This window comes from Citrobacter amalonaticus (assembly GCF_002918555.1).
GTDB classification, from domain to species: Bacteria; Pseudomonadota; Gammaproteobacteria; order Enterobacterales; family Enterobacteriaceae; genus Citrobacter_C; species Citrobacter_C amalonaticus_A.
In genome coordinates this window covers 31,088-56,693 of sequence record NZ_PQMB01000004.1, presented here as the reverse complement: position 1 = coordinate 56,693, position 25,606 = coordinate 31,088, and the positions used below count along the sequence as shown (strand labels likewise).

Genomic DNA, 25,606 nt, shown 5'->3' with positions numbered 1-25,606 from the left:
CCTGGAAGCCGACGGGTTTTTAAGGTTCGGCAGGTGCGGAACTCATCGTGGCGCGGGCATAACTGCTCACCAGACGCCGAATAGATTTACGCAAGCCCATCATAAATCAAAATCTGTGTTGCAAAAACGGGGGTGACCATAGATTTTTATGCGCTAACATTCCAGAATAAATTATTAACCCTTTCTTTTCATCTGGTTGTTTCTTAACCCCTTAGTTTTTGTAGGGGCGCGTACTACTTGCTATCGCGCCAATCTTTCGCCTATTATGCTGCCGTCATAATAATAATTCTCGTTTACGTTATCATTCACTTTACATCAGAGATATACCAATGGCGCGTCTTAAAACTGCTCAGCCAAATCACTCGCTGCGTAAAATCGCAGTTGTAGTAGCCACAGCGGTTAGCGGCATGTCTGTCTATGCACAGGCGGCGGTTGAACCGAAAAAAGAAGAAACCATTACCGTCACCGCCGCGCCTGCTCCGCAAGAGAGTGCCTGGGGACCCGCGGCAACCATCGCGGCCAGACAATCTGCCACGGCGACAAAAACAGATACCCCCATTCAAAAGGTGCCGCAGTCCATCTCTGTTGTAACCGCAGAAGAAATGGCCTTACACCAGCCTAAATCGGTGAAAGAGGCGCTCAGCTATACCCCTGGCGTGGCGGTGGGGACCCGTGGCGCCTCCAATACCTATGATTACCTGATTATCCGCGGATTTGCCGCTGACGGCCAAAGCCAGAATAACTATCTGAACGGCCTGAAGATGCAGGGCAACTTCTACAACGACGCGGTGATCGACCCTTATATGCTGGAGCGTGCGGAAGTCATGCGCGGTCCGGTTTCTGTTCTTTACGGAAAGAGTAACCCAGGCGGCTTGTTGAATATGGTCAGCAAGCGTCCAGGCACGGAACCGCTGAAAGAAGTTCAGTTCAAAATGGGCACTGACAGCCTGTTCCAGACCGGTTTTGATTTCAGCGATGCGCTGGATGATGACGGCGTTTACTCTTATCGCTTAACCGGCCTGGCGCGCTCAGCCAATGCGCAGCAGCAGGGTGCGGAAGAACAGCGTTATGCCATCGCACCGTCTTTCTCCTGGCGTCCGGATGATAAGACCAACTTTACCTTCCTTTCTTACTTCCAGAACGAGCCTGAAACGGGCTACTACGGCTGGCTGCCAAAAGAGGGGACGGTGTCTAAGCTGCCGAACGGTAAGCGTCTCCCGACTGATTTCAACGAAGGCGCGAACAACAATACCTCCTCTCGTAACGAGAAAATGGTGGGCTACAGCTTCGACCATGAATTTAACGACACCTTTACCGTGCGGCAGAACCTGCGTTACGCGCAAAACAAGGTTTCACAGAACAGCGTGTATGGCTACGGCATGTGCTCCGATCCGCTCTATTCGGGCAATCCTGCCTCCAGTCCTTGCGCCAGCGTTCCGCAGTCGCAGTGGGGACATACGCTGACGCGTCAGTATGTGATTGATAATGAGAAATTACAGAACTTCTCTGTCGATACTCAGCTGCAAAGCAAGTTTGCTACCGGTTCTTTAGATCACACGCTGCTGACTGGCGTTGACTATATGCGTATGCGTAACGATATCGACTCCTGGTTTGGTTATGCGGGGTCAGTTGCGCCGTCCGATATCTATAACCTCGATCGCGGCGACTTTGATTTCGGTTCACATCCTGGACCTTCTGGCGCGTATCAGGTGCTGAACAAACAGCAGCAGACTGGCCTGTATGTGCAGGATCAAATGCAGTGGGATAAGGTGCTGGTGACGCTGGGCGGCCGTTACGACTGGGCCAAACAGGACTCTCTGAACCGCGTTTCTGGCGTGCCGGATTCCCGTGATGATAACCAGTTCACCTGGCGTGGTGGCGTTAACTACCTGTTTGATAACGGCGTAACGCCTTATTTCAGCTACAGTGAATCGTTTGAACCGACTTCACAGGTAGGCGCAAGCGGTAATATTTTCGCCCCTTCTAAAGGGAAACAGTACGAAGCTGGCGTAAAATACGTCCCGAGCGATCGTCCCATTGTGGTTACCGGTGCGGTCTATCAGCTGACCAAAACCAACAACCTGATGGCCGATCCGGCCGGTTCGTTCTTCTCGGTTGAAGGCGGTGAGATCCGTTCACGCGGTGTGGAAATCGAGGCGAAAGCGGCGCTGTCTGCAAGCGTCAACGTGGTGGGGTCTTATACCTACACCGATGCGCAATACACCACCGACACCAACAACAAAGGCAACACGCCTGCTCAGATGCCAAAACACATGGCATCACTGTGGGGTGATTACACCCTCTTTGATGGCGCGCTTTCCGGACTGACGTTGGGTACCGGGGTTCGTTACACGGGCTCCAGCTATGGCGATCCGGCAAACTCCTTCAAAGTGGGGAGCTATACGCTGGTGGATGCGTTGGTACGCTACGATCTGGCTCGCGTCGGTATGGCGGGTTCCAACGTGGCGCTGCATGTGAACAACCTGTTTGATCGTGAATACGTCGCCAGCTGCTTTAACACCTATGGCTGCTTCTGGGGCGCGGAGCGTCAGGTTGTTGCTACAGCAACTTTCCGTTTCTAATTTCTTTTTGGGCACGCTTTGCGTGCCCGTTTTACAAGTTGGCTGTTATGCAGGAACACGTGAATCATTCCGATACCACTTTTGCACTGCACAATGTCTCTTTTCGTGTGCCTGGGCGCACGCTGTTGCATCCTCTCTCGTTAACCTTTCCTGCGGGTAAAGTCACCGGTTTAATCGGTCACAACGGTTCCGGTAAATCCACATTGCTGAAAATGTTGGGACGCCATCAACCGCCGTCAGAAGGGGATATTCTGCTCGACTCTCAGCCGCTGGACAGCTGGAACAGCAAGGCGTTTGCCCGTAAGGTCGCTTATCTGCCGCAGCAGTTGCCGCAGGCAGAAGGGATGACGGTGCGCGAACTGGTAGCGATAGGTCGCTATCCCTGGCACGGTGCACTTGGGCGCTTTGGCGTGGCGGACAGAGAGAAAGTGGAAGAGGCCATTTCGCTTGTGGGCCTGAAGCCGCTGGCGCATCGTCTGGTGGACAGTCTCTCCGGGGGTGAACGTCAGCGAGCGTGGATTGCCATGCTGGTGGCGCAGGATAGCCGCTGTCTGCTGCTGGATGAACCGACTTCGGCGCTGGATATTGCCCATCAGGTTGACGTGCTGGCGCTGGTACATCGTCTCAGTCAACAGCGCGGATTAACGGTAGTCGCCGTGCTGCATGATATCAATATGGCAGCCCGCTACTGCGATTACTTAGTCGCGCTGCGCGGAGGGGAAATGATTGCTGAGGGAACGCCAGCCGAACTGATGCGTGCTGAAACCCTGGCGCTGATTTACGGCATCCCAATGGGGATTTTGCCTCATCCGGCCGGTGCCGCACCCGTGAGCTTTGTCTGGTAATGAGTGAGTTACAACATATTACTCGTCGTCGTTTATTAACGGCGATGGCGCTTTCTCCGCTGCTCTGGCAAATGGGGCAGGCGCGTGCGGCGTCCGTCGATCCGCAGCGTATCGTGGCGCTGGAGTGGCTGCCGGTTGAGCTGCTTCTGGCGCTTGGGATCACACCGTACGGCGTGGCGGATATTCCCAATTACCGACTGTGGGTTAACGAGCCGCCGTTGCCGGATTCGGTGATTGATGTCGGACTGCGTACAGAACCCAATCTGGAACTGCTGACCGAAATGAAGCCCTCGTTTATGGTCTGGTCGGCAGGCTATGGCCCTGCTCCTGAAAAACTGGCGCGCATTGCGCCTGGGTGCGGGTTCAACTTCAGTGACGGCAAGCGGCCGCTGGCGGTGGCGCGTAAGTCGCTCGTAGAGATGTCGCAGATACTGAACCTTGAACCCGCGGCAAGACGTCATCTGGCGGAGTATGACCGCTTTATCGAAAGCATGAAGCCACGCTTTGTGCAGCGTGGGGAGCGTCCTCTGCTGCTGATGACTCTGCTCGATCCGCGCCATATGCTGATCTTTGGTCCAAACTGCCTGTTCCAGGAGGTGCTGGATGAGTACGGCATTCGCAATGCCTGGCAGGGGGAAACCAACTTCTGGGGCAGCACCGTGGTGGGAATCGACAGGCTGGCGGTCTACAAAGATGCCGACGTGCTCTGCTTTGATCACGGTAATCACCATGAGATGGAAGCGCTGATGGCGACGCCGTTATGGCAGGCGATGCCATTTGTGCGTGCCGGACGTTTCCAGCGCGTGCCTGCCGTCTGGTTCTACGGCGCGACGCTGTCGACCATGCACTTTGTACGCATTCTGGATAATGCGCTGGGAGGCCGGACGTGAGTAAACGTATTGCGCTGTTCCCGATGCTTTTGCTGGCGATTCTGTTTGTGGTTGCCGCCTGGCTGACCTGGGTGAACTTCTCCATTGCCCTGCCGCGCAGTCAGTGGCAGCAGGCGCTCTGGTCGCCGGATATTGATATTATCGAGCAGATGATTTTCCACTACAGCCTGCTCCCGCGCCTGGCGATCTCCCTGCTGGTCGGTGCCGGACTGGGGCTGGTGGGCGTGCTGTTTCAACAGGTGCTGCGTAACCCGCTGGCGGAGCCGACAACGCTTGGCGTGGCGACCGGGGCGCAGCTGGGGATTACGGTCACCACGCTGTGGGCGATTCCCGGCGCACTGGCGGCGCAATCTGCCGCCCTGGCGGGAGCCTGCATTGTTGGGGCGCTGGTGTTTGGTGTCGCCTGGGGCAAACGGCTCTCGCCGGTTACGCTGATCCTGGCGGGGCTGGTGGTTAGCCTTTACTGTGGGGCGATCAACCAACTGATGGTCATCTTCCACCACGATCAGTTGCAAAGTATGTTCCTGTGGAGCACCGGGACGCTGACCCAGACCGACTGGAGCGGCGTACAGCGGCTGTGGCCGCAGCTGCTGGGCGGGGTGATACTCACGCTGCTGCTGTTGCGCCCGTTGACCTTAATGGGGCTGGACGACGGCGTTGCGCGCAATCTCGGTCTGGCGCTGTCGATGGCGCGCCTGGCAGCGCTGTCGCTGGCGATTGTTCTCAGCGCGTTGCTGGTTAACGCGGTAGGGATTATTGGCTTTATCGGACTGTTTGCGCCGCTGCTGGCGAAGATGCTCGGTGCGCGACGGCTGCTGGCGCGTCTGATGCTGGCCCCGCTGATTGGTGCGCTGATCCTCTGGCTTTCCGATCAAATTATTCTCTGGCTGACCCGCGTCTGGACAGAGGTTTCCACGGGGTCCGTCACGGCCCTGATTGGCGCACCGCTATTGCTGTGGCTACTGCCGCGTCTGCGCAGCATAAGCGCGCCGGATATGAACGTCAGCGATCGCGTAGCGGCAGAACGTCAGCATGTGCTGAGATTTGCGCTGGCTGGCGGAGTATTACTGTTGCTCGGCGCGTTTGTGGCGCTCTCTTTTGGCCGTGACGCGCATGGCTGGACGTGGGCAAGCGGAGCGTTGCTGGACGATCTGATGCCCTGGCGCTGGCCGCGCATTCTGGCGGCGATGATTGCCGGTGTGATGCTGGCCGTAGCGGGCTGTATTATTCAGCGTCTGACCGGAAACCCGATGGCAAGTCCGGAAGTGCTGGGCATCAGCTCCGGTGCGGCGTTTGGCGTGGTATTGATGCTGTTCCTGGTGCCGGGAAACGCCTTTGGCTGGCTGCTGCCTGCCGGGAGCCTCGGCGCGGCGGTCACGCTGCTGATCATCATGGTTGCTGCCGGGCGTGGCGGATTCTCTCCGCATCGGATGCTGCTGGCCGGGATGGCGCTCAGTACCGCATTTACCATGCTGCTGATGATGCTACAGGCGAGCGGCGATCCGCGGATGGCGCAGATCCTGACCTGGATTTCAGGTTCAACCTATAACGCCTCCGGTGAGCAGGTTTTACGTACCGGGATCGTCATGGCGATCCTGCTGGCAATCACGCCGCTGTGTCGCCGCTGGTTGACGATTTTACCGCTAGGCGGCAATACCGCGAGAGCGGTCGGGATAGCGCTGACGCCGTCACGTATTGGTCTGCTGCTGCTGGCCGCCTGTCTGACGGCGACGGCCACGATGACCATCGGGCCGCTGAGCTTCGTAGGTCTGATGGCGCCGCACATCGCGCGCATGTCAGGTTTTCGTCGGACGATGCCGCATATCGTGATGTCGGCGTTGGCTGGGGGATTGCTGCTGGTCTTTGCCGACTGGTGCGGCAGAATGGTGCTGTTCCCGTATCAGATCCCGGCGGGGCTACTCTCGACGTTTATCGGCGCGCCGTATTTTATCTATCTGTTGAGAAAGCAGAGTCGTTAATTTTGTCGGATGGCGGTAAGTGTCTTACCCGGCCTGTGGCTCAACTGCAGGCCGGGTAAGCGTAAACGTCACCCGGCCTGTCACTTACAGCTTCGCAAACACCCGGCGCGCGGCGTCGATGGTGTTATTGATATCTTCCGTGCTGTGCGCCACGGACATAAAGCCCGCTTCAAAAGCCGAAGGCGCCAGGTAGACCCCTTCGTCCAGCATCATGTGGAAGAAACGCTTAAAGCGCTCTACGTCGCAGGCCATCACATCCTGGTAGCAGTTCACGGATTTGGCATCGGTGAAGAAGATCCCGAACATTCCACCAACGTGGTTTACCACCAGCGGAATATGGGCTTCCTGTGCGGCTTCCAGCAGGCCTTCCGCCAGGCGTGTTGTCAGTTCGTTCAGCGCTTCGTGAATTCCCGGCTGGGCGACTTCGGTCAGACAGGCGAAACCCGCCGCCATCGCGATCGGGTTGCCGGAAAGCGTTCCCGCCTGGTAAACCGGACCGGTTGGCGCCAGCGCATCCATCACATCGCGACGACCGCCAAAAGCCCCCACCGGCATACCGCCACCAATGATTTTGCCCAGACAGGTGAGATCCGGCACCACGCCGTAGTAATCCTGCGCGCCAGCCAGCGCCACGCGGAAACCGGTCATGACTTCATCGATAATCAGCAGCGCGCCGAACTCGTCGCACAACGCACGCAGGCCAGGCAGGAATTCCGGCAGCGGCGGGATACAGTTCATGTTGCCAGCGACGGGTTCTACGATGATGCAGGCGATGTCCTGCGGATACTGTTCGAACGCGGCGCGGACGGAGGCCAGATCGTTATAGGTGCAGGTCAGGGTATGTCTGGCAAAATCAGCCGGTACCCCTGGTGAGTTCGGCTGGCCCAGCGTCAGCGCGCCGGAACCTGCTTTGACCAACAGGCAGTCGGCGTGACCGTGGTAGCAGCCTTCAAATTTGATGATCTTATCGCGAGCGGTAAAACCGCGCGCCAGACGGATGGCGCTCATGGTCGCTTCCGTACCGGAATTCACCATCCGCACCATGTCCATGGTCGGCACCAGTTCGGTGACCAGTTCCGCCATTTTCACTTCCATCTCGGTGGGTGCGCCAAAGCTTAAGCCCCGCTCTGCCGCTTCGATTACCGCGTTACGGATCGCCGGATGGTTGTGGCCCAGCACCATAGGTCCCCAGGAGCCGACGTAATCGATATAGGCTTTGCCATCGACATCATACAGATACGCGCCGTCCGCTTTTTCAATAAACAGCGGAGTTCCACCCACGCCAGTAAAGGCGCGAACAGGGGAGTTAACGCCGCCGGGGATTAGCTCACGTGCTGCGCTGTAGAGATTTTCAGACTTACTCATGGATGGGTTCCTGGTTCGTAGAAAAAGTGAATGCCCGCTATTCTAAGTAAAGTTATCTGCATTTGAAACAATACGATTTGCAGGGGATTTTCGCAAAAGAGGCGAGTAGAATGCCGTTTCCGTATTTGTATTACCAATTAATAATCATCTGATGAAGACAGAAACCCCCTCTTTTGAAGCACAGCAAATGGTGCGTTTACGGCACAGGGATCAGATCCGCCGACTGCTCGAACGGGATAAAACGCCGCTGGCGATCCTGTTGATGGCCGCGGTGGTGGGCACAGTGACCGGACTGGTTGGCGTAGCGTTCGAAAAAGCGGTCTCCTGGGTACAAAATATGCGCATCGGCACCCTGGTTCATGTTGTCGATCACCCGTTTTTACTCTGGCCGCTGGCCTTCATCCTTTCGGCCGGGCTTGCAATGGTGGGGTATTTCCTGGTACGCAAATTTGCTCCGGAGGCGGGCGGTTCAGGGATCCCGGAGATTGAAGGGGCGCTGGAGGAACTCCGTCCCGTGCGCTGGTGGCGCGTGCTGCCGGTCAAATTTGTCGGTGGGATGGGGACGCTCGGCGCGGGAATGGTGCTGGGACGGGAAGGACCTACCGTACAGATTGGCGGCAATATAGGCCGTATGGTGCTGGATGTCTTTCGTATGCGCAGCGCAGAAGCGCGCCATACGCTGCTGGCAACCGGTGCGGCGGCAGGTCTCTGTGCGGCGTTCAATGCGCCGCTGGCGGGCATTTTGTTTATTATTGAAGAGATGCGCCCGCAGTTTCGCTACAACCTTATTTCGATCAAAGCGGTGTTCACCGGCGTGATCATGTCGAGCATTGTGTTCCGCATTTTTAATGGCGAAGCGCCGATTATTGAGGTGGGTAAACTCTCCAGTGCGCCAGTAAACACTCTGTGGCTGTACCTGATTCTGGGGATGATTTTTGGCTGTGTCGGCCCGCTATTTAATAAAATGGTGATCCAAACCCAGGACATGTTCCAGCGCTTTCATGGCGGTGAAATTAAAAAATGGGTGCTGATGGGCGGGGTGATCGGCGGGCTGTGCGGGATCCTTGGTTTTATCGAGCCGGAAGCGGCAGGCGGTGGGTTTAACCTGATCCCTGTCGCAGCGGCCGGAAATTTCAGCGTTGGGCTACTGTTATTTATTTTTATCGCCAGGGTCATTACCACGCTACTGTGCTTCTCTTCCGGCGCGCCGGGAGGGATATTCGCCCCTATGCTGGCGCTGGGGACGTTACTGGGGACCGCATTTGGTACGGCTGCGGCGCTGTTTTTTCCGCAGTATCATCTGGAGGCCGGTACCTTTGCCATTGCCGGAATGGGGGCACTGTTAGCCGCGTCGGTTCGTGCGCCGTTAACCGGAATAGTGCTGGTGCTGGAGATGACAGATAACTATCAGCTCATTTTGCCAATGATTATTACCTGCCTGGGCGCAACACTATTGGCACAATTCCTGGGCGGAAAACCGCTATACTCCACTATCCTCGCGCGCACCCTGGCGAAGCAGGACGCTGAGCAGGCAGCTAAAAGCCAGGCGGCTACCGCTGGCGAGAATACTTGAACGAATTACCAGGGTATTAGATAATGTCGCCAATATTGGGCTGGATTTTGCCCAATTGCCGGTGTCGTTTGGAGCAAAAATATGAGTGATGACGTAGCACTGCCACTGCAATTTACTGAAGCAGCAGCCAATAAAGTAAAAAGCCTGATCGCTGATGAAGATAACCCGAACCTGAAATTACGCGTGTATATCACCGGCGGTGGTTGCAGCGGTTTCCAGTATGGTTTTACCTTTGATGACCAGGTCAACGAAGGTGATATGACCATTGAGAAGCAGGGTGTGGGTCTGGTCGTTGACCCGATGAGCCTGCAATATCTGGTGGGCGGTTCTGTAGACTATACCGAAGGGCTGGAAGGTTCCCGCTTTGTCGTGACCAACCCGAACGCAAAAAGCACCTGTGGGTGTGGTTCTTCCTTTAGCATCTGATTGCTGTCTGTCATGCCGGATAGCGGCATAAATGCCTTATCCGGCCTACGCACTGCAGCCTGATAAACGTAGCGCTATCAGGCAATCAACGTCCGTTTTCATCCAGGGCAAACGTTGGCAGCTTCAGATGCCAGCGGATCGCCGCGAGTCGAATGGCTAACGTTACGACCATCCCCATCATGCTTGCTGTCTCCAGGGGGACGGAGAAGGTATAAAACGCCGTGGCGTGCGCAATCCCGCCGATAATACAGGCTGTTGCGTAAATTTCGGTACGCAGGATCATCGGTACTTCACGTGCCAGGACGTCGCGGATAATCCCGCCGCCGACGCCGGTAATCACTCCCATACAGATAGCCACCAGCGGGCCGGTACCGGCAATGAACGCCTTATTCACGCCAATCCCAACGAATACTGCCAGACCCACGGCATCCAGGACCGGCAGCATCCATTTTGGCAGCCGTCGGGGCTGACGAACGAGCAGGATTGTCAGCATACTGGTGACCATGGCGACCACCAGATCGGTGGGGTCTTTTACCCAGAAAACCGGCCCATTATCCAGCGCCATATCGCGGATAGTCCCGCCGCCAACGGCGGTGACCACGCCCAATACCAGCACGCCAAATGGGTCCATACGCAGTTTTCCGGCCAGCAATACGCCAGAGATAGCAAATACAGCTGTGCCTACAATATCCAGCCAATAGACGAGCATCGTCGAATCCCCACTCTTCAGGCTGCCTCTTTGTTGGCTGCGTTAATACTCGTCATACTTCAGGTTGCCGGGCGTTGGCTTTGTTAGTCAGTCCCTTCCCGCAACCCGAATTATTCAGAGTATTGAAAAACCAGCCGCATAGTTATCTATGCTCCTGGTGCTTTCCTCGCCTGCCGCCTCGATGCATCATGAATGATGTTGTGTATCATTTATAGGTGAAAGCGCATTACAGAGTTGTTTTGCGGCGAGGATAATACGCGGGCTCGCGCGTTCAAACCAGTCACTGTTGAGTGGAATAACCGGAATTTTTAACTGATTTCCCCAGTATTGTTTGATTTTGAGAATTTCGTCCGAATTCCCTGCGACGACGATCGCCTGAGGATCTCTTGCCAGCACCTGTTCCCGGCTCACCTGTGGCCAGGGAACCCGACTTCCAACAAAGATGTTTTCCCCGCCACACAATTCAATGACTTGGTTTTGAAGGGAGCCTTTTCCGCTGGTAAAGGGGGGATTGATGCCAAACTGGAGAAACACGCGCTTTTTGGGTTGCTCTGCATAGCGGGATTTTAGCTGAGAATACTCATCCAGTAGGGTTTGTGCGGCCTGTTTTGCTTTTTCCGGCTCGGGACTCCAGGCTGCGAGCTGGCGCAGCGTATCGGCGATTTGCTCAATGGTAACGGCATCGACCCACATCACTTTAATGCCCAGCGAAGAGAGCTGATTGACCTGTCGTTCAGCGTTGCCACCGCGCCAGGCAATCACCAGATCCGGTTTCAGTGCCACAATGCGTTCCAGATTCATTCCTTGCCAGGTGGAAACCTGCTCAATTTTCTGTGCCTGTGGCGGATAGTTGGAGTAGCTGCTGACGGCTATCGGGGTGATCCCGGCGGCAAAGGCGAGTTCGGTATTGGCTGGGGAGAGGGAAATAACGCGCGGTGCGGCATTAAGCCACACCGGAAGGGCTAACAGCAGGGCGGCCAGCGCCCTGGTGAATGATTTAGCCATGCGCCAGTTTCTGCACCAGGGCTTCGACCATCAGGCTCGACTGCTTCGCAGCAACCACCAGGAATTCGTCGAAACTGAGATGAGACTCCCGATCGGCCACGTCTGAAATGGCGCGAACCACCACGAAAGGGACCCTGAAGTTATGGCAGACATGCGCAATCGCCGTGGCTTCCATTTCAACGGCTATGGCCTGTGGGAAGTTGTGGCGGATTTTCTCCAGCGCTTTGGCCCCGTTAATGAAGGCGTCGCCGCTGACGATCAGCCCGCGAACCGCGTTGAGGTTGAGTTCATTGATGCAGGACTCTGCGGCGGCCACCAGTTTCTCATCGGCTTTGAACCCTGCCGGACAGCCCGGAAGCTGACCAAATTCGTAACCGAACGCGGTGACATCAGCGTCGTGATAACGCGCTTCGTCAGACACCACGATATCGCCGACTTTCTGCGTTGAGGCCAGGCCACCAGCGGAGCCGGTGTTGATAATGACATCCGGCTTGCAAAGCTCAATCAGCAGCGTCGCACCCAGCGCAGCAGCAACTTTTCCGATGCCTGATTTCAGTAGCGCAACCTCGGTTCCGTTCAGTTGGCCGGTATAAATTTCACAACCGCCCAGGGTGAGAGTCTGACGGTTTTCGATTTTGTCACGCAGCAGCGTAACTTCTTCTTCCATTGCACCAATGATGCCGATTTTCATAGATTTACTCGCGATAACCCAGATTTGAGGGCATAGTCTATCATGCGCTTAAGGGGAAGCGCATTTCTCACGCGGGAGTGGACATGGCACAGATTGATTTCCGGAACAAAATAAACTGGCGTCGTCGTTATCGTTCACCGCAGGGTGTGAAGAGTGAGCATGAAATACTGCGTATCTTTGAAAGCGATCGCGGGCGCATTATCAACTCTCCGGCGATCCGCCGCCTCCAGCAAAAGACGCAGGTTTTCCCGCTCGAGCGCAATGCCGCAGTACGAACCCGTCTTACCCACTCGATGGAAGTTCAGCAGGTGGGGCGCTATATCGCTAAAGAGGTGTTGAGTCGACTAAAGGAGCAGAAGCGGCTGGAGGCCTACGGTCTGGATGAACTGACCGGCCCCTTTGAGAGTATCGTGGAAATGTCCTGCCTGATGCACGACATTGGTAATCCTCCCTTTGGTCATTTTGGCGAAGCGGCGATAAATGACTGGTTCCGTCAGCGTCTGCACCCTGGAGACACTGAGAGCCAGCCGCTCAGCGAGGACCGCTGTGCTGTTGCGGCGCTGCGCCTGCGCGAAGGTGAAGAGTCGCTCAATGAAACCCGGCGAAAGGTGCGCCAGGATCTGTGCCATTTTGAAGGTAATGCCCAGGGCATTCGTCTGGTACATACCTTAATGCGAATGAACCTGACATGGGCACAGGTCGGTGGGATTTTAAAATATACGCGGCCAGCGTGGTGGCGAGGCGAAACCCCCTCTACACACGACTATTTAATGAAAAAGCCGGGCTACTACCTTTCTGAAGAACCGTATATTGCGAGGTTGCGTAAAGAACTGGATTTGGCGCCTTACAGCCGTTTTCCGTTAGCCTGGATTATGGAGGCCGCTGACGATATCTCTTATTGTGTGGCCGATCTGGAAGACGCTGTAGAGAAACGTATTTTCAGCGTGGAACAACTCTATCATCATCTCTACGAGACGTGGGGAAATCATGAGAAAGGCTCTCTCTTTGCGCTGGTCGTTGAAAACGCCTGGGAGAAATCACGTTCTAATTCATTAAGTCGCAGCACGGAAGATCAGTTCTTTATGTATTTACGGGTGAATACGCTAAATAAACTGGTGCCTTATGCTGCCCAACGGTTTATTGACAATTTGCCGCAGATTTTTGCCGGGACCTTTAACCAGGCGCTGCTTGAGGATGCCAGTGGTTTCAGCCGTCTGCTGGAACTTTATAAGAAGGTGGCGGTAAAACATGTGTTTAGCCATCCGGATGTAGAACAACTGGAGCTACAGGGGTACCGGGTCATTAGCGGATTATTGGAAATTTACAGTCCACTATTAAATATGTCGCTTACAGACTTTACTGAGCTGGTGGAAAAAGAACGGCTTAAGCGGTTTCCTATCGAATCTCGCTTATTCCACAAGCTCTCGACGCGCCACCGCCTGGCCTACATTGAAGCCGTTAGTAAATTAGCTTCAGATTCACCTGGCTATTCGGTTCTTGAATATTATTATCGCTGTCGCCTGATCCAGGATTATATCAGCGGGATGACTGACCTCTATGCCTGGGATGAATATCGGCGTCTGATGGCGGTCGAACAATAAACAGTCTTTTGTAAAGACGGACAATAAATTTTTACCTTTTGCAGAAACTTCCGTCCGGAACTTCGCGCTATAAAATGAATCTGACGTACACAGCAATTTTGCGTTATCTGTTAATTGAGATTGGAACACATGAAAAAAACCACATTAGCAATGAGTGCACTGGCTCTGAGTTTAGGTTTGGCGTTATCTCCGCTCTCTGCGACGGCGGCTGAGACTTCATCTTCAGCAACAACCGCTCAGCAGATGCCAAGTCTGGCACCGATGCTCGAAAAAGTGATGCCATCGGTGGTCAGCATTAACGTGGAAGGTAGCACAACCGTGAATACGCCGCGTATGCCGCGTAACTTCCAGCAGTTCTTTGGTGATGATTCTCCATTCTGCCAGGACGGTTCTCCGTTCCAGAGTTCTCCGTTCTGCCAGGGCGGTGGGCAGGGTGGCGCGCAGCAGGGCGGCGGTCAGCAGCAGAAATTTATGGCGCTGGGTTCCGGCGTCATTATTGATGCCGCGAAAGGCTATGTCGTCACCAACAACCACGTGGTGGATAATGCCACGGTGATTAAAGTCCAGCTGAGCGATGGGCGTAAATTTGATGCCAAGATCGTCGGCAAAGATCCGCGCTCCGACATCGCGCTGATCCAGATTCAGGATCCGAAAAACCTGACGGCGATTAAGCTGGCAGATTCCGACGCGCTGCGTGTGGGGGATTACACTGTCGCGATTGGTAACCCGTTTGGTCTGGGTGAGACGGTAACCTCCGGTATCGTTTCTGCGCTGGGCCGCAGCGGCCTTAATGCGCAAAACTATGAAAACTTTATCCAGACCGATGCCGCAATCAACCGGGGTAACTCCGGTGGTGCGCTGGTTAACCTCAACGGCGAACTGATTGGGATTAACACCGCGATCCTTGCGCCGGATGGCGGCAATATTGGTATCGGTTTTGCGATCCCCAGCAACATGGTTAAAAACCTGACTTCCCAGATGGTGGAGTATGGCCAGGTGAAACGTGGCGAGCTGGGTATTATGGGGACGGAACTGAACTCTGAGCTGGCAAAAGCGATGAAAGTTGACGCTCAGCGTGGTGCGTTCGTCAGCCAGGTGATGCCGAACTCTTCAGCGGCAAAAGCCGGTATTAAAGCCGGGGATGTCATTACCTCACTGAACGGTAAACCGATCAGCAGCTTTGCCGCGCTGCGTGCGCAGGTTGGCACGATGCCGGTTGGTAGCAAAATCAGCCTTGGCCTGCTGCGTGATGGCAAGCAGGTTAATGTGAATCTGGAACTGCAGCAGAGCAGCCAGACTCAGGTTGATTCCAGCTCTATCTTCAGCGGTATTGAAGGTGCAGAGATGAGCAACAAAGGTCAGGATAAAGGCGTGGTGGTGAATAACGTGAAAGCGAATACCCCGGCCGCGCAGATTGGCCTTAAGAAAGGTGATGTGATTATTGGCGCTAACCAGCAGCCGGTAAAAAACATCGCTGAATTGCGCAAAATCCTCGACAGCAAGCCGTCTGTGCTGGCGCTGAATATCCAGCGTGGCGACAGCTCTATCTACCTGCTGATGCAGTAAGCTCCTCAAACCCCTTCCTGTAACAGGGAAGGGGTTGTCCTTTATTCTGTGAAGCCCTCCACAACTCCATACTTCTCTGCTTTGCTTTGTGCATTTGCACAATGCCGACAACAGCTATCTTCCTTAAGCTTGGGCTCTGCTCACAGGAGGGATTTATGGCTGGCTGGCATCTCGATACCAAAATGGCGCAGGATATCGTGGCGCGCACGATGCGCATCATCGATACCAATATCAACGTGATGGATGCCCGTGGGCGGATTATCGGCAGCGGCGATCGCGAGCGTATTGGTGAATTGCACGAAGGGGCGCTGCTGGTACTTTCTCAGGGACGGGTGGTGGACATTGATGATGCGGTCGCGCGGCACCTGCATGGCGTGCGTCAGGGGATAAACCTGCCGCTGCGTCTTGAAGGTGAAATCGTGGGCGTTATCGGACTTACCGGCGAGCCAGAGCATCTGCGTAAGTACGGTGAGCTGGTATGTATGACCGCTGAGATGATGCTTGAGCAGTCGCGCCTGATGCATCTGCTGGCGCAGGACAGTCGTCTGCGTGAAGAGTTGGTGATGAACCTGATCCAGGCGGAAGAGAATACTCCGGCGTTGACCGAGTGGGCGCAGCGTCTGGGGATCGATCTTAATCAGCCGCGGGTGGTGGCGGTAGTGGAGGTCGACAGTGGGCAACTCGGCGTTGACAGCGCGATGGCTGAGTTGCAGCAGCTACAGAATGCGTTAACAACCCCTGAACGTAACAACCTGATTGCCATTGTCTCGCTGACTGAGATGGTGGTGCTGAAACCCGCGCTGAACTCGTTTGGTCGTTGGGATGCTGAAGATCACCGTAAGCGCGTTGAACAGCTTATTGCCCGGATGAAAGAGAACGGTCAGCTGCGTTTTCGCGTATCGCTCGGTAATTACTTCACTGGTCCCGGTAGTATTGCCCGTTCGTACCGCACCGCACGCACGACGATGATGGTGGGGAAGCAGCGGATGCCGGAAAGCCGCAGCTATTTCTATCAGGATTTAATGCTGCCGGTCCTGCTCGACAGTCTGCGCGGCGGCTGGCAGGCCAATGAGTTGGCGCGCCCGCTGGCCAGGCTGAAGGCAATGGATAACAACGGACTGCTGCGGCGGACGCTGGCGGCATGGTTTCGCCATAACGTACAGCCGCTGGCGACCTCAAAAGCGCTGTTCATCCATCGCAATACGCTGGAGTACCGTCTGAACCGTATCTCTGAGTTGACCGGGCTGGATCTGGGGAATTTTGACGACAGGTTATTACTGTATGTGGCGCTGCAGCTGGATGAGCAAAGGTGATATGCAGGATGAACGCGGTTTGTTGGCCCGGTAAGCGATGAGCGCCACCGGGCGACAGACGATCTATTTGGTTCGCGTTAACTTCTCAAGATCCGCCTCGATTTCGCTGATCTTATTGGTGACAACGCTTTCCAGATGACGTAGATCATCAAGGATTTTGCGTTTAAGATCGACTTCCGTGCGATCGCGCAGGCAGATCTGATCCAGCTCGTCGATCACATAGCGCAGGTTAGGGCTGATTTCCTGCACTTCTTTGTAACCCTGACCGACGCCATCGGCAACGATTGTCTTACGCTGGCGAGGATATTTAAACTTGACGCTCTTGGCAAAGAATTCGCCTTTATCCTTCTGGAAATAGATTTTCAGGATATCGTTGTTGGCTTCTTGCCGCAGGCTGTAGCGATCGATTTCTTCAGGATTGGTAATGCCCAGACTTTTCAGATTGTCGTACATTTTCGGTATCCTTAATCTCAACATAACCTTTGAATAATTAACGAAAAGTTTTATTTCCGCCACCTGCAGAGGTAAAAAAAGCGGGCCAGGCCCGCTTTTTCAGATCGCTGTTAGTCGATGGTGCGTAACAGTTCGTTAATTCCCACCTTGCTGCGCGTTTTGGCGTCGACCTTCTTCACTATCACCGCGCAATACAGGCTGTATTTGCCGTCTTTCGATGGCAGGTTGCCGGAAACGACAACGGACCCTGCCGGAACGCGACCATAGTGTACTTCGCCGGTTTCGCGGTCATAGATACGTGTGCTCTGACCGATGTACACGCCCATAGAAATGACGGAACCTTCTTCAACAATCACGCCTTCCACTACTTCGGAGCGTGCGCCGATGAAGCAGTTATCTTCGATGATGGTTGGGTTGGCCTGTAGCGGCTCCAGTACGCCACCGATGCCGACGCCGCCGGACAGATGCACGTTTTTACCGATCTGCGCACAGGAACCCACGGTTGCCCAGGTGTCGACCATTGTCCCTTCATCAACGTAGGCGCCAATGTTCACATAGGATGGCATCAGTACCGTGTTGCGGGCAATAAACGCCCCCTGACGAACCGCCGCAGGCGGAACCACGCGGAAACCCTCTTTCTGGAAGCGCGCTTCGTCGTAGCTGGCGAATTTCATCGGCACTTTATCGAAGTAGCGGCTTTCCGCACCGTCGATAACCTGGTTATCGTTAATACGAAAAGAGAGCAGAACCGCTTTCTTCAGCCACTGATGCGTCACCCACTGGCCGTCGATTTTCTCTGCGACACGCAGAACGCCGGAATCCAGCAGAGAAATAACCTGGTTAACCGCTTCACGGGTAACCGTATCCACATTAGCCGGAGTGATCCCGGCGCGGCGCTCAAAAGCGGTCTCAATAACGTTCTGTAACTGCTGCATTGTTAAACTCTTTCCATATGAATAAACACATTACCCTTTATCGTTTGGATTGAGGGCCTCTGTCAACCGTTGATGTACTTCCTGCTGTAGCTCATTATTAAGGGCACGCCGATCGGCTGTCGCGATTATGAATAAATCTTCTACTCGTTCGCCAATGGTTGTAATTCGGGCACCATGAAGCGAAATTCCCAGATCGGCAAAAATTTGTCCGACCCGCGCCAGCAGTCCTGGCTGATCGAGAGCGATGAGTTCGAGAAACGATTTTCTGTCGGTGTGGGTCGGCAGAAAAGTGACTTCTGTATCTACGGTAAAGTGACGCAATTTAGCCGCCTGGCGACGCGGTTGCGGCGGCTGCCAGCTGTGCTGGGTAATGGCCTGCTCCAGCCCGAAGCGGATTGCTTCATGACGATCGGACGACAGCGGGCTGCCATCCGGCTCCAGGACGATAAACGTATCCATCGCCATGCCGTCGCGGGTGGTGAAGATTTGCGCGTCGTGCACGCTGAGATTGCGCCTGTCCAGCTCGGCGCAGACGGCGGCGAACAGATAGGGGCGGTCCGGACTCCAGATAAAGATCTCGGTTCCTCCGCGCGTGGCCTGTGGGCTGAGCAGAATTAACGGCTTGTTCAGATCGTGCTGCAGCAGATGCCGGGCGTGCCAGGCCAGCTGGTTTGGGCTATGGCGCACGAAATAGTTGGCGCGGCAACGGCTCCAGATCTTATGCAGCGCCTCTTCATCAATGTTGTCCATTCGCAGTAGCGCCAGCGCCTGAAGCTGGTGGTGGCGTACGCGTTCTCGCATATCCGGGGGGTTTTGCATACCGCGGCGCAGCTGTTTTTCGGTCGCGAAATACAACTCGCGCAACAGGCTCTGCTTCCAGCTGTTCCACAGTGATTCGTTGGTGGCACAGATATCAGCCACCGTCAGGCAGACCAGAAAGCGCAGGCGATGTTCCGTTTGCACCTCTTCGGCAAACTGTTTGATCACTTCCGGATCCTGAATATCACGGCGCTGAGCGGTGACCGACATCAGCAGATGTTGGCGTACCAGCCAGGCGACCAGCTGCGTTTCGCGGGAGTTCAGACCGTGCAGTTCGGCAAATTTGAGCACGTCCTGCGCGCCCAGCACCGAGTGATCGCCGCCTCGACCCTTGGCAATATCGTGGAACAGGGCGGCGATCAGAATAAGTTCAGGTTGTCGCAGGCGCGGCCAGAGATCGACGCATAGCGGATGGCGCTGGCGCGTTTCCTCTTTGGCAAAACTCTCGAGCTTCAGCATCACGCGAATGGTGTGCTCATCCACGGTATACGCGTGGAACAGGTCAAACTGCATCTGGCCGACAATGTGCGACCATTGCGGCATATAGGCCCACAGTACGCTATGGCGGTGCATTGGCAGCAGACCGCGGCTGACGGCGCCCGGATGGCGCAGCATGCTTAAAAACAGCGACCGCGCTTCCGGAATGTAGCATAACGGCTGGTTCAGATGACGACGGGCGTGGCGCAAATGGCGCAAGGTGGTGGAGTAGATCCCGGCGATCGCGCTGTTACGTACCATCGTGTAGAACATCCGCAGGATCGCTTCCGGTTTGCGGATAAACAACTCTTCATCACGCAGATCGATAAGCGAGCCGCGCAATTGAAAGTCATCATCAATCGGGCGCGGTTTTTCATCGGCAGGGAGGGCGAGGATCGCTTCATCAAACAACTGCAACAGCATTTGATTCAGCTCGCTGACCCGGCGCGTGACGCGGAAGTAGTCCTTCATCATCTGCTCAACCGCTTCGTTACCTTCTCCACTATAGTTGAGGCGCTGGGCGACGCTTAGCTGGCGGTCGAACAGCAGGCGGTTGTCGTAACGGCTCAGCTCCAGATGCAGGGCAAAGCGGATCCGCCAGAGGATATGCAGACACTCATTCAGCTCGGCGCGTTCTGCCTGAGTTAAAAAGCCGAAACCGACCATCTCATCAAGCGAGGTGGCGCCAAAGTGACGCCGCGCGACCCACTGGAGGGTATGGATATCGCGCAGGCCGCCGGGGCTGCTTTTGATATCTGGCTCCAGATTATAGCTGGTGCCATGGTAACGCTGGTGGCGCTGGTTTTGCTCTTCCACTTTTGCGGCGTAAAACTTATCGGACGGCCAGAATCCTTCGCTGAAAATATGCTTTTGCAATTCAAGGAACAGCGCCACGTCGCCAATCAGCAGACGCGTTTCAATCAGGTTGGTAGCCACGGTGAGATCCGAAAGACCTTCCAGCAGACACTCTTCCAGCGTACGCACGCTGTGCCCGACTTCCAGCTTTACGTCCCACAACAACGTCAGCAGTTCGCCGACCTTTTGCGCCTGATTGTCAGGTAGCTTTTTGCGGCTTAAAACCAGCAGATCGATGTCGGAGAGGGGATGCAGTTCACCGCGTCCATATCCGCCGACGGCAACCAGGGCGAGATCGGCAATCTGCGCGAATCCAGCCTCAATCCACAGGCGTTGCAACAGCTGATCGATAAACTCAGTACGAGCCTCAATTAACTGTTCGGCGGAAATACCGCTGTCAAAGGCTTCGCCCAGCCAGTGCTGAAAGATATCGATATGCGCTTTAATTCCGCTGACGGTTAGCTCGTCTCGCGACCAGGCTCCAGGGTTCTGCGGCTGGCCGGGCAGGGTGGGAAGTGCGGTATTTGCGTGCTGTTCAGGAAGAGTATTCATCATGCGCCACCCATTAAAAAGCCGGATAGTGGCGAAAGCGCCTTATCCGGCCTACGGGACAGAGCAATTTGTAGGCCTGATAAGCGATAGCGCCATCAGGCAAAAATGTTATTCGTTGTGCGTGAGTATCGCAGGAATGGTGTCATCCTTGCGTAACGTCAGAATTTCGCAGCCGTTTTCGGTCACCACAATAGTATGCTCGTACTGCGCAGACAAGCTTCGGTCTTTGGTTTTTACCGTCCAGCCGTCTTTCATCGTACGAATACGATAATCACCGGCATTCAGCATCGGTTCAATGGTGAAAGTCATACCCGGTTGCAGCACCACGCCACCGTCATCGGCATCATAGTGAAGAACCTGTGGCTCTTCATGGAAGCCGCGGCCAATACCATGCCCGCAGTATTCACGCACCACGGAGAAGCCTTCGCCCTCGGCATATTTCTGAATCGCCGCGCCGATAGTGCGCAGGCGGATGCCCGGTTTCACCATTTTGATGCCCAGATACAAACTCTCCTGAGTCACACGGCACAGGCGCTGGCCCAGAATCGTCGGTTTGCCGACGATAAACATTTTTGAGGTATCGCCGTGGTATTCATCTTTGATCACGGTAACGTCGATATTAACGATATCGCCATCTTTCAGATGTTTGGCGTCGTCCGGGATACCGTGGCACACCACCTCATTAATAGAGATGCACACCGATTTCGGATAGCCGTGGTAGCCGAGGCAAGCGGAAATCGCCTGCTGCTCGTTGACGATGTAATCGTTACAGATACGATCCAGTTCACCGGTGCTGACGCCCGGTTTGATATACGGTTCGATCATCTCCAGCACTTCGGCGGCCAGACGGCCCGCGACGCGCATTTTTTCGATTTCTTCAGGGGTCTTGATTGAGATAGCCATGAATTCTGTCCATCAGTGTCGATTATTTCGACAATAATTGTGTAAGTGCTGTCAATGGTATCAGTCCCGGATACATGCTGCCAAATTGAGAATCATTCTGAACTTCGCCTTTCGTGCCGCAAATTGCGTCACAGCGGCGTCGGCTGCATTTTTTCACACCCGCTACTGACGACACGCCTGATCCCAGGCGTCAAAAATTTGCCGCCCGCGTGACACACGAAATGCATCATTCAGTGCAGCACCGTACGCCAACAATTATTGGTGTCTGTGGCGTATTTATGGTATAAAGCGCGCCGGACTTTCGTTCCATTCGAAGACTACACAAGATGGACGGAAGCGACAAATCTCACTTTGTGTAACAACACACACGTATCGGCACATATTCCGGGGTGCCCTTTGGGGTCGGTAATATGGGATACGTGGAGGCATAACCCCAACTTTTATATAGAGGTTTTAATCATGGCAACTGTTTCCATGCGCGACATGCTCAAGGCTGGTGTTCACTTCGGTCACCAGACCCGTTACTGGAACCCGAAAATGAAGCCATTCATCTTCGGTGCGCGTAACAAAGTTCACATCATCAACCTTGAGAAAACTGTACCGATGTTCAACGAAGCCCTGGCTGAGCTGAACAAGATTGCTTCTCGCAAAGGTAAAATCCTTTTCGTTGGTACCAAACGCGCTGCAAGCGAAGCGGTGAAAGACGCTGCTAACAGCTGCGACCAGTTCTTCGTGAACCATCGCTGGCTGGGCGGTATGCTGACTAACTGGAAAACCGTTCGTCAGTCCATCAAACGTCTGAAAGACCTGGAAACTCAGTCTCAGGACGGTACTTTCGAAAAGCTGACCAAGAAAGAAGCGCTGATGCGTACTCGTGAGCTTGAGAAACTGGAAAACAGCCTGGGCGGTATCAAAGACATGGGCGGCCTGCCGGACGCGCTGTTCGTTATCGATGCTGACCACGAGCACATTGCTATCAAAGAAGCAAACAACCTGGGTATCCCGGTATTTGCTATCGTTGATACCAACTCTGATCCGGACGGTGTTGACTTCGTTATCCCGGGTAACGACGACGCAATCCGTGCTGTTAGCCTGTACCTGGGCGCTGTCGCTGCAACCGTTCGTGAAGGCCGTTCTCAGGATCTGGCTTCCCAGGCGGAAGAAAGCTTCGTAGAAGCTGAATAATAAGGTACGCTCGTTCGAGCCCCCTTATAAACCAGGTAGTATCACGTTTGGTTAGGGGCCCTTTAGGCCCCTTTTTCACTTTTAAATCTGTGCGGTTTGACGCCGGGCAGATCAAATCTTCCGAGGATTTTAGAATGGCTGAAATTACCGCATCCCTGGTAAAAGAGCTGCGTGAGCGTACTGGCGCAGGCATGATGGATTGCAAAAAAGCACTGACTGAAGCGAATGGCGACATTGAGCTGGCAATCGAAAACATGCGTAAGTCCGGTGCTATCAAAGCAGCGAAAAAAGCAGGCAACGTTGCTGCTGACGGCGTAATCAAAACCAAAATCGATGGCAACATCGCTTTCATTCTGGAAGTTAACTGCCAGACTGACTTCGTTGCTAAAGATGGTGGTTTCCAGGCATTTGCTGACAAAGTGCTGGACGCGGCCGTTGCTGGCAAAATCACTGACGTCGAAGTGCTGAAAGCGCAGTTCGAAGAAGAGCGCGTTGCTCTGGTTGCGAAAATCGGTGAGAACATCAACATTCGCCGTATCGCTTCCCTGGAAGGCGACGTTCTGGGTAGCTACCAGCACGGTGCGCGTATCGGTGTTCTGGTTGCTGCAACTGGCGCTGACGAAGAGCTGGTTAAACAGCTGGCTATGCACGTTGCTGCAAGCAAGCCTGAGTTCGTTAAGCCGGAAGATGTGTCCGCTGAAGTTGTAGAGAAAGAATACCAGGTTCAGCTGGACATCGCGATGCAGTCTGGTAAGCCGAAAGAAATCGCAGAGAAAATGGTTGAAGGCCGCATGAAGAAATTCACCGGCGAAGTTTCTCTGACCGGCCAGCCTTTCGTTATGGAGCCGAGCAAATCTGTTGGTCAGCTGCTGAAAGAGCACAATGCCGACGTAACTGGCTTCATCCGCTTTGAAGTGGGCGAAGGCATCGAAAAAGTTGAGACTGACTTTGCAGCAGAAGTTGCTGCGATGTCCAAGCAGTCTTAATTGTCGAAAAGGAGCCGCCTGAGGGCGGCTTCTTTTTGCAACCCTTCATGTAAATTCAGCCAGCCCCGGTTTGGTTGCGCTGAAAAGCGACATACAATGTCGCCGGAACTCATTCATCTCAATCGTTGACAGTCTCAGGAAAGAAACATGGCTACCAATGCAAAACCCGTCTATAAACGTATTCTGCTTAAGTTAAGCGGTGAAGCTCTGCAGGGTACGGAAGGCTTCGGTATTGATGCAAGCATACTGGATCGTATGGCTCAGGAGATCAAAGAACTGGTTGAACTGGGTATTCAGGTTGGTGTGGTGATTGGTGGTGGTAACCTGTTCCGTGGTGCTGGTCTGGCGAAAGCGGGTATGAACCGCGTCGTGGGCGACCACATGGGCATGCTGGCCACCGTGATGAACGGTCTGGCGATGCGCGATGCGCTCCACCGCGCCTATGTGAACGCCCGCCTGATGTCTGCTATTCCGCTGAATGGCGTTTGTGACAACTACAGCTGGGCTGAGGCGATCAGCCTGCTGCGTAACAACCGTGTCGTTATTCTTTCCGCAGGAACCGGTAATCCTTTCTTTACCACCGACTCCGCTGCCTGCCTGCGCGGTATCGAAATCGAAGCCGATGTGGTATTGAAAGCCACGAAAGTCGATGGTGTGTTCACCGCCGATCCGGCAAAAGATCCGTCTGCAACCATGTACGAACAGCTGACTTACAACGAAGTGCTGGACAAAGAGCTGAAAGTGATGGATCTGGCTGCGTTTACGCTGGCCCGTGACCATAAACTGCCAATTCGTGTGTTTAACATGAATAAGCCTGGCGCGCTGCGTCGTGTCGTAATGGGTGAAAAAGAGGGGACGTTAATCACGGAATAATTCCCGTGTTACACTTTATCCTTCAGGCTGTCTCTGCGTTGGCTGCCTTTGCTCACCCCAGTCACTTACGGTAGTAAGCGCCTGGGGATGAATGAGGGACATCCTTGTCCCTCACCGAAGGCAGCCGCCTTGATACAACTTGAATGATTTTGTGTAGAAATAGAGGTAAGATTTCGCACTACTGTCGCGGGATAGTGCCTTACCCGTAAACGTATTAATCAGGGCTATACTTAGCACATTTCCACTATGTGCAATTGTCTGGTCTGACTGAGACTAGTATTCAAGGATTCGTAACGTGATTAGCGATATCAGAAAAGATGCTGAAGTACGCATGGAAAAATGCGTTGAAGCGTTCAAAAACCAAATCAGCAAAATACGCACGGGTCGTGCTTCTCCCAGCCTGTTGGATGGCATTGTCGTGGAATATTACGGCACGCCGACGCCGCTGCGTCAGCTGGCAAGCGTAACGGTAGAAGATTCCCGTACCCTGAAAATCAACGTGTTCGATCGTTCCCTGAGCCCGGCGGTAGAGAAAGCGATTATGGCGTCCGATCTCGGTCTGAACCCGAGCTCTGCGGGCAGCGATATCCGCGTTCCGCTGCCTCCTCTGACCGAAGAACGTCGTAAAGACCTGACCAAAATCGTTCGTGGCGAAGCAGAACAGGCTCGCGTTGCCGTGCGCAATGTTCGTCGCGATGCTAACGATAAAGTGAAAGCACTGTTGAAAGATAAAGAGATCAGCGAAGATGACGATCGCCGTTCTCAGGACGACGTACAGAAAATGACTGACGCAGCGATCAAGAAAGTTGATGCGGCGCTGGCAGACAAAGAAGCGGAACTGATGCAGTTCTGATTCGCCTGTACGACTAAAACGCCGCGCAGAAGATCCAAAAGGATCGACTGGCGGCGTTTTGCTTTTTATCTTGTCATACCCTAAATATTTCGAGCTGCGGGGTAAAACGCGTTAGCGTTTTGGACGGCGCTTGTGCTGGCTGCCTACGGGTTGAGTCGAGCCAACGCACA

The 25,606-nt window shown here is 54.5% G+C and carries 22 protein-coding genes; 14 read left to right on the top strand and 8 right to left on the bottom strand.

Features of this window, described 5'->3' with window-relative positions:
- The first annotated feature begins 329 nt into the window (after positions 1–329).
- From fhuA to fhuB, 4 genes are read left to right on the top strand one after another with little or no spacing between them, the layout of a single operon-like run.
- Positions 330–2,582, top strand: a complete 2,253-nt coding sequence (gene fhuA, locus C3432_RS18050; RefSeq protein ID WP_103777941.1) for a ferrichrome porin FhuA — start codon at positions 330–332, stop codon at positions 2,580–2,582.
- Between the two features lie 47 nt (positions 2,583–2,629).
- Positions 2,630–3,427, top strand: a complete 798-nt coding sequence (fhuC, locus tag C3432_RS18045) for a Fe3+-hydroxamate ABC transporter ATP-binding protein FhuC (RefSeq protein WP_103777940.1) — start codon at positions 2,630–2,632, stop codon at positions 3,425–3,427.
- Positions 3,427–4,317 carry a Fe(3+)-hydroxamate ABC transporter substrate-binding protein FhuD gene (gene fhuD / locus C3432_RS18040; RefSeq protein ID WP_103777939.1) on the top strand — a complete coding sequence of 297 codons (891 nt, stop codon included), beginning with the start codon at positions 3,427–3,429 and terminating at the stop codon, positions 4,315–4,317. The genes fhuC and fhuD overlap by 1 nt, the downstream gene beginning before the upstream one ends.
- Complete coding sequence (gene fhuB / locus C3432_RS18035; protein ID WP_103777938.1) at positions 4,314–6,296, top strand: Fe(3+)-hydroxamate ABC transporter permease FhuB; 1,983 nt, start codon at positions 4,314–4,316, stop codon at positions 6,294–6,296. Before fhuD ends, fhuB begins: the two co-directional genes overlap by 4 nt.
- Before the next feature lie 84 nt (positions 6,297–6,380).
- Here fhuB and hemL read toward each other — a convergent pair whose 3' ends face one another.
- Complete coding sequence (hemL, locus tag C3432_RS18030) at positions 6,381–7,661, bottom strand: glutamate-1-semialdehyde 2,1-aminomutase (RefSeq protein ID WP_103777937.1); 1,281 nt, start codon at positions 7,659–7,661, stop codon at positions 6,381–6,383.
- A 151-nt stretch (positions 7,662–7,812) separates the two neighbouring features.
- On the opposite strand from hemL, the gene clcA reads away from it, so the two are divergent.
- From clcA to erpA, 3 genes are read left to right on the top strand one after another with little or no spacing between them, the layout of a single operon-like run.
- Positions 7,813–9,234 (top strand): H(+)/Cl(-) exchange transporter ClcA, encoded by a 1,422-nt coding sequence (clcA, locus tag C3432_RS18025; protein WP_103777936.1) that lies wholly within the window; start codon positions 7,813–7,815, stop codon positions 9,232–9,234.
- Positions 9,185–9,319 carry a small protein YadW gene (yadW, locus tag C3432_RS28385; protein ID WP_374755477.1) on the top strand — a complete coding sequence of 45 codons (135 nt, stop codon included), beginning with the start codon at positions 9,185–9,187 and terminating at the stop codon, positions 9,317–9,319. The genes clcA and yadW overlap by 50 nt, the downstream gene beginning before the upstream one ends.
- Complete coding sequence (gene erpA, locus C3432_RS18020; protein ID WP_012904541.1) at positions 9,316–9,660, top strand: iron-sulfur cluster insertion protein ErpA; 345 nt, start codon at positions 9,316–9,318, stop codon at positions 9,658–9,660. Before yadW ends, erpA begins: the two co-directional genes overlap by 4 nt.
- 85 nt (positions 9,661–9,745) lie before the next feature.
- Here the strand turns inward: erpA and C3432_RS18015 are convergent, their stop codons facing one another.
- From C3432_RS18015 to mtnN, 3 genes are all read right to left on the bottom strand, one after another.
- On the bottom strand, positions 9,746–10,369 hold the full coding sequence (locus C3432_RS18015; protein WP_103777935.1) for a TRIC cation channel family protein: 624 nt from the start codon (positions 10,367–10,369) through the stop codon (positions 9,746–9,748).
- 186 nt (positions 10,370–10,555) lie between these two features.
- A complete protein-coding gene (gene btuF, locus C3432_RS18010; protein ID WP_103777934.1) occupies positions 10,556–11,374 on the bottom strand; it encodes a vitamin B12 ABC transporter substrate-binding protein BtuF in 819 nt (272 codons plus the stop codon).
- Positions 11,367–12,065: a 5'-methylthioadenosine/S-adenosylhomocysteine nucleosidase gene (gene mtnN, locus C3432_RS18005; RefSeq protein ID WP_103777933.1), complete on the bottom strand. Its 699-nt coding sequence runs from the start codon at positions 12,063–12,065 to the stop codon at positions 11,367–11,369. The genes btuF and mtnN overlap by 8 nt, the downstream gene beginning before the upstream one ends.
- A gap of 83 nt (positions 12,066–12,148) precedes the next feature.
- Between mtnN and dgt the strand changes: the two genes are divergently transcribed.
- The 3 genes from dgt to cdaR all read left to right on the top strand — a co-directional run bounded on the left by dgt (position 12,149) and on the right by cdaR (position 16,545).
- Positions 12,149–13,666, top strand: coding sequence for a dGTPase (dgt, locus tag C3432_RS18000; protein WP_103777932.1), 1,518 nt, complete (start codon positions 12,149–12,151; stop codon positions 13,664–13,666).
- A gap of 129 nt (positions 13,667–13,795) precedes the next feature.
- Positions 13,796–15,232 (top strand): serine endoprotease DegP, encoded by a 1,437-nt coding sequence (gene degP, locus C3432_RS17995; RefSeq protein WP_103777931.1) that lies wholly within the window; start codon positions 13,796–13,798, stop codon positions 15,230–15,232.
- 155 nt (positions 15,233–15,387) lie between these two features.
- The gene (gene cdaR / locus C3432_RS17990; RefSeq protein ID WP_103777930.1) at positions 15,388–16,545 is read left to right on the top strand and encodes a DNA-binding transcriptional regulator CdaR; all 1,158 of its coding nucleotides are present in this window, start codon (positions 15,388–15,390) and stop codon (positions 16,543–16,545) included.
- Between the two features lie 63 nt (positions 16,546–16,608).
- Here cdaR and C3432_RS17985 read toward each other — a convergent pair whose 3' ends face one another.
- From C3432_RS17985 to map, 4 genes are all read right to left on the bottom strand, one after another.
- Positions 16,609–16,998, bottom strand: coding sequence for a DUF3461 family protein (locus C3432_RS17985; protein WP_103777929.1), 390 nt, complete (start codon positions 16,996–16,998; stop codon positions 16,609–16,611).
- A 110-nt stretch (positions 16,999–17,108) separates the two neighbouring features.
- On the bottom strand, positions 17,109–17,933 hold the full coding sequence (gene dapD / locus C3432_RS17980) for a 2,3,4,5-tetrahydropyridine-2,6-dicarboxylate N-succinyltransferase (protein WP_103777928.1): 825 nt from the start codon (positions 17,931–17,933) through the stop codon (positions 17,109–17,111).
- Positions 17,934–17,963: 30 nt separating this feature from the next.
- Entirely contained in the window at positions 17,964–20,636 is a 2,673-nt protein-coding gene (gene glnD, locus C3432_RS17975) for a bifunctional uridylyltransferase/uridylyl-removing protein GlnD (RefSeq protein WP_103778275.1), read from the bottom strand.
- A 108-nt stretch (positions 20,637–20,744) separates the two neighbouring features.
- Positions 20,745–21,539 (bottom strand): type I methionyl aminopeptidase, encoded by a 795-nt coding sequence (map, locus tag C3432_RS17970; protein WP_103777927.1) that lies wholly within the window; start codon positions 21,537–21,539, stop codon positions 20,745–20,747.
- Between the two features lie 459 nt (positions 21,540–21,998).
- On the opposite strand from map, the gene rpsB reads away from it, so the two are divergent.
- From rpsB to frr, 4 genes are all read left to right on the top strand, one after another.
- A complete protein-coding gene (gene rpsB, locus C3432_RS17965; protein ID WP_012133990.1) occupies positions 21,999–22,724 on the top strand; it encodes a 30S ribosomal protein S2 in 726 nt (241 codons plus the stop codon).
- Between the two features lie 134 nt (positions 22,725–22,858).
- Positions 22,859–23,710, top strand: a complete 852-nt coding sequence (tsf, locus tag C3432_RS17960; RefSeq protein ID WP_103777926.1) for a translation elongation factor Ts — start codon at positions 22,859–22,861, stop codon at positions 23,708–23,710.
- Between the two features lie 147 nt (positions 23,711–23,857).
- On the top strand, positions 23,858–24,583 hold the full coding sequence (gene pyrH / locus C3432_RS17955) for a UMP kinase (RefSeq protein ID WP_103777925.1): 726 nt from the start codon (positions 23,858–23,860) through the stop codon (positions 24,581–24,583).
- A 295-nt stretch (positions 24,584–24,878) separates the two neighbouring features.
- Positions 24,879–25,436 carry a ribosome recycling factor gene (frr, locus tag C3432_RS17950; protein WP_046475801.1) on the top strand — a complete coding sequence of 186 codons (558 nt, stop codon included), beginning with the start codon at positions 24,879–24,881 and terminating at the stop codon, positions 25,434–25,436.
- The last annotated feature ends 170 nt before the right edge of the window (positions 25,437–25,606 follow it).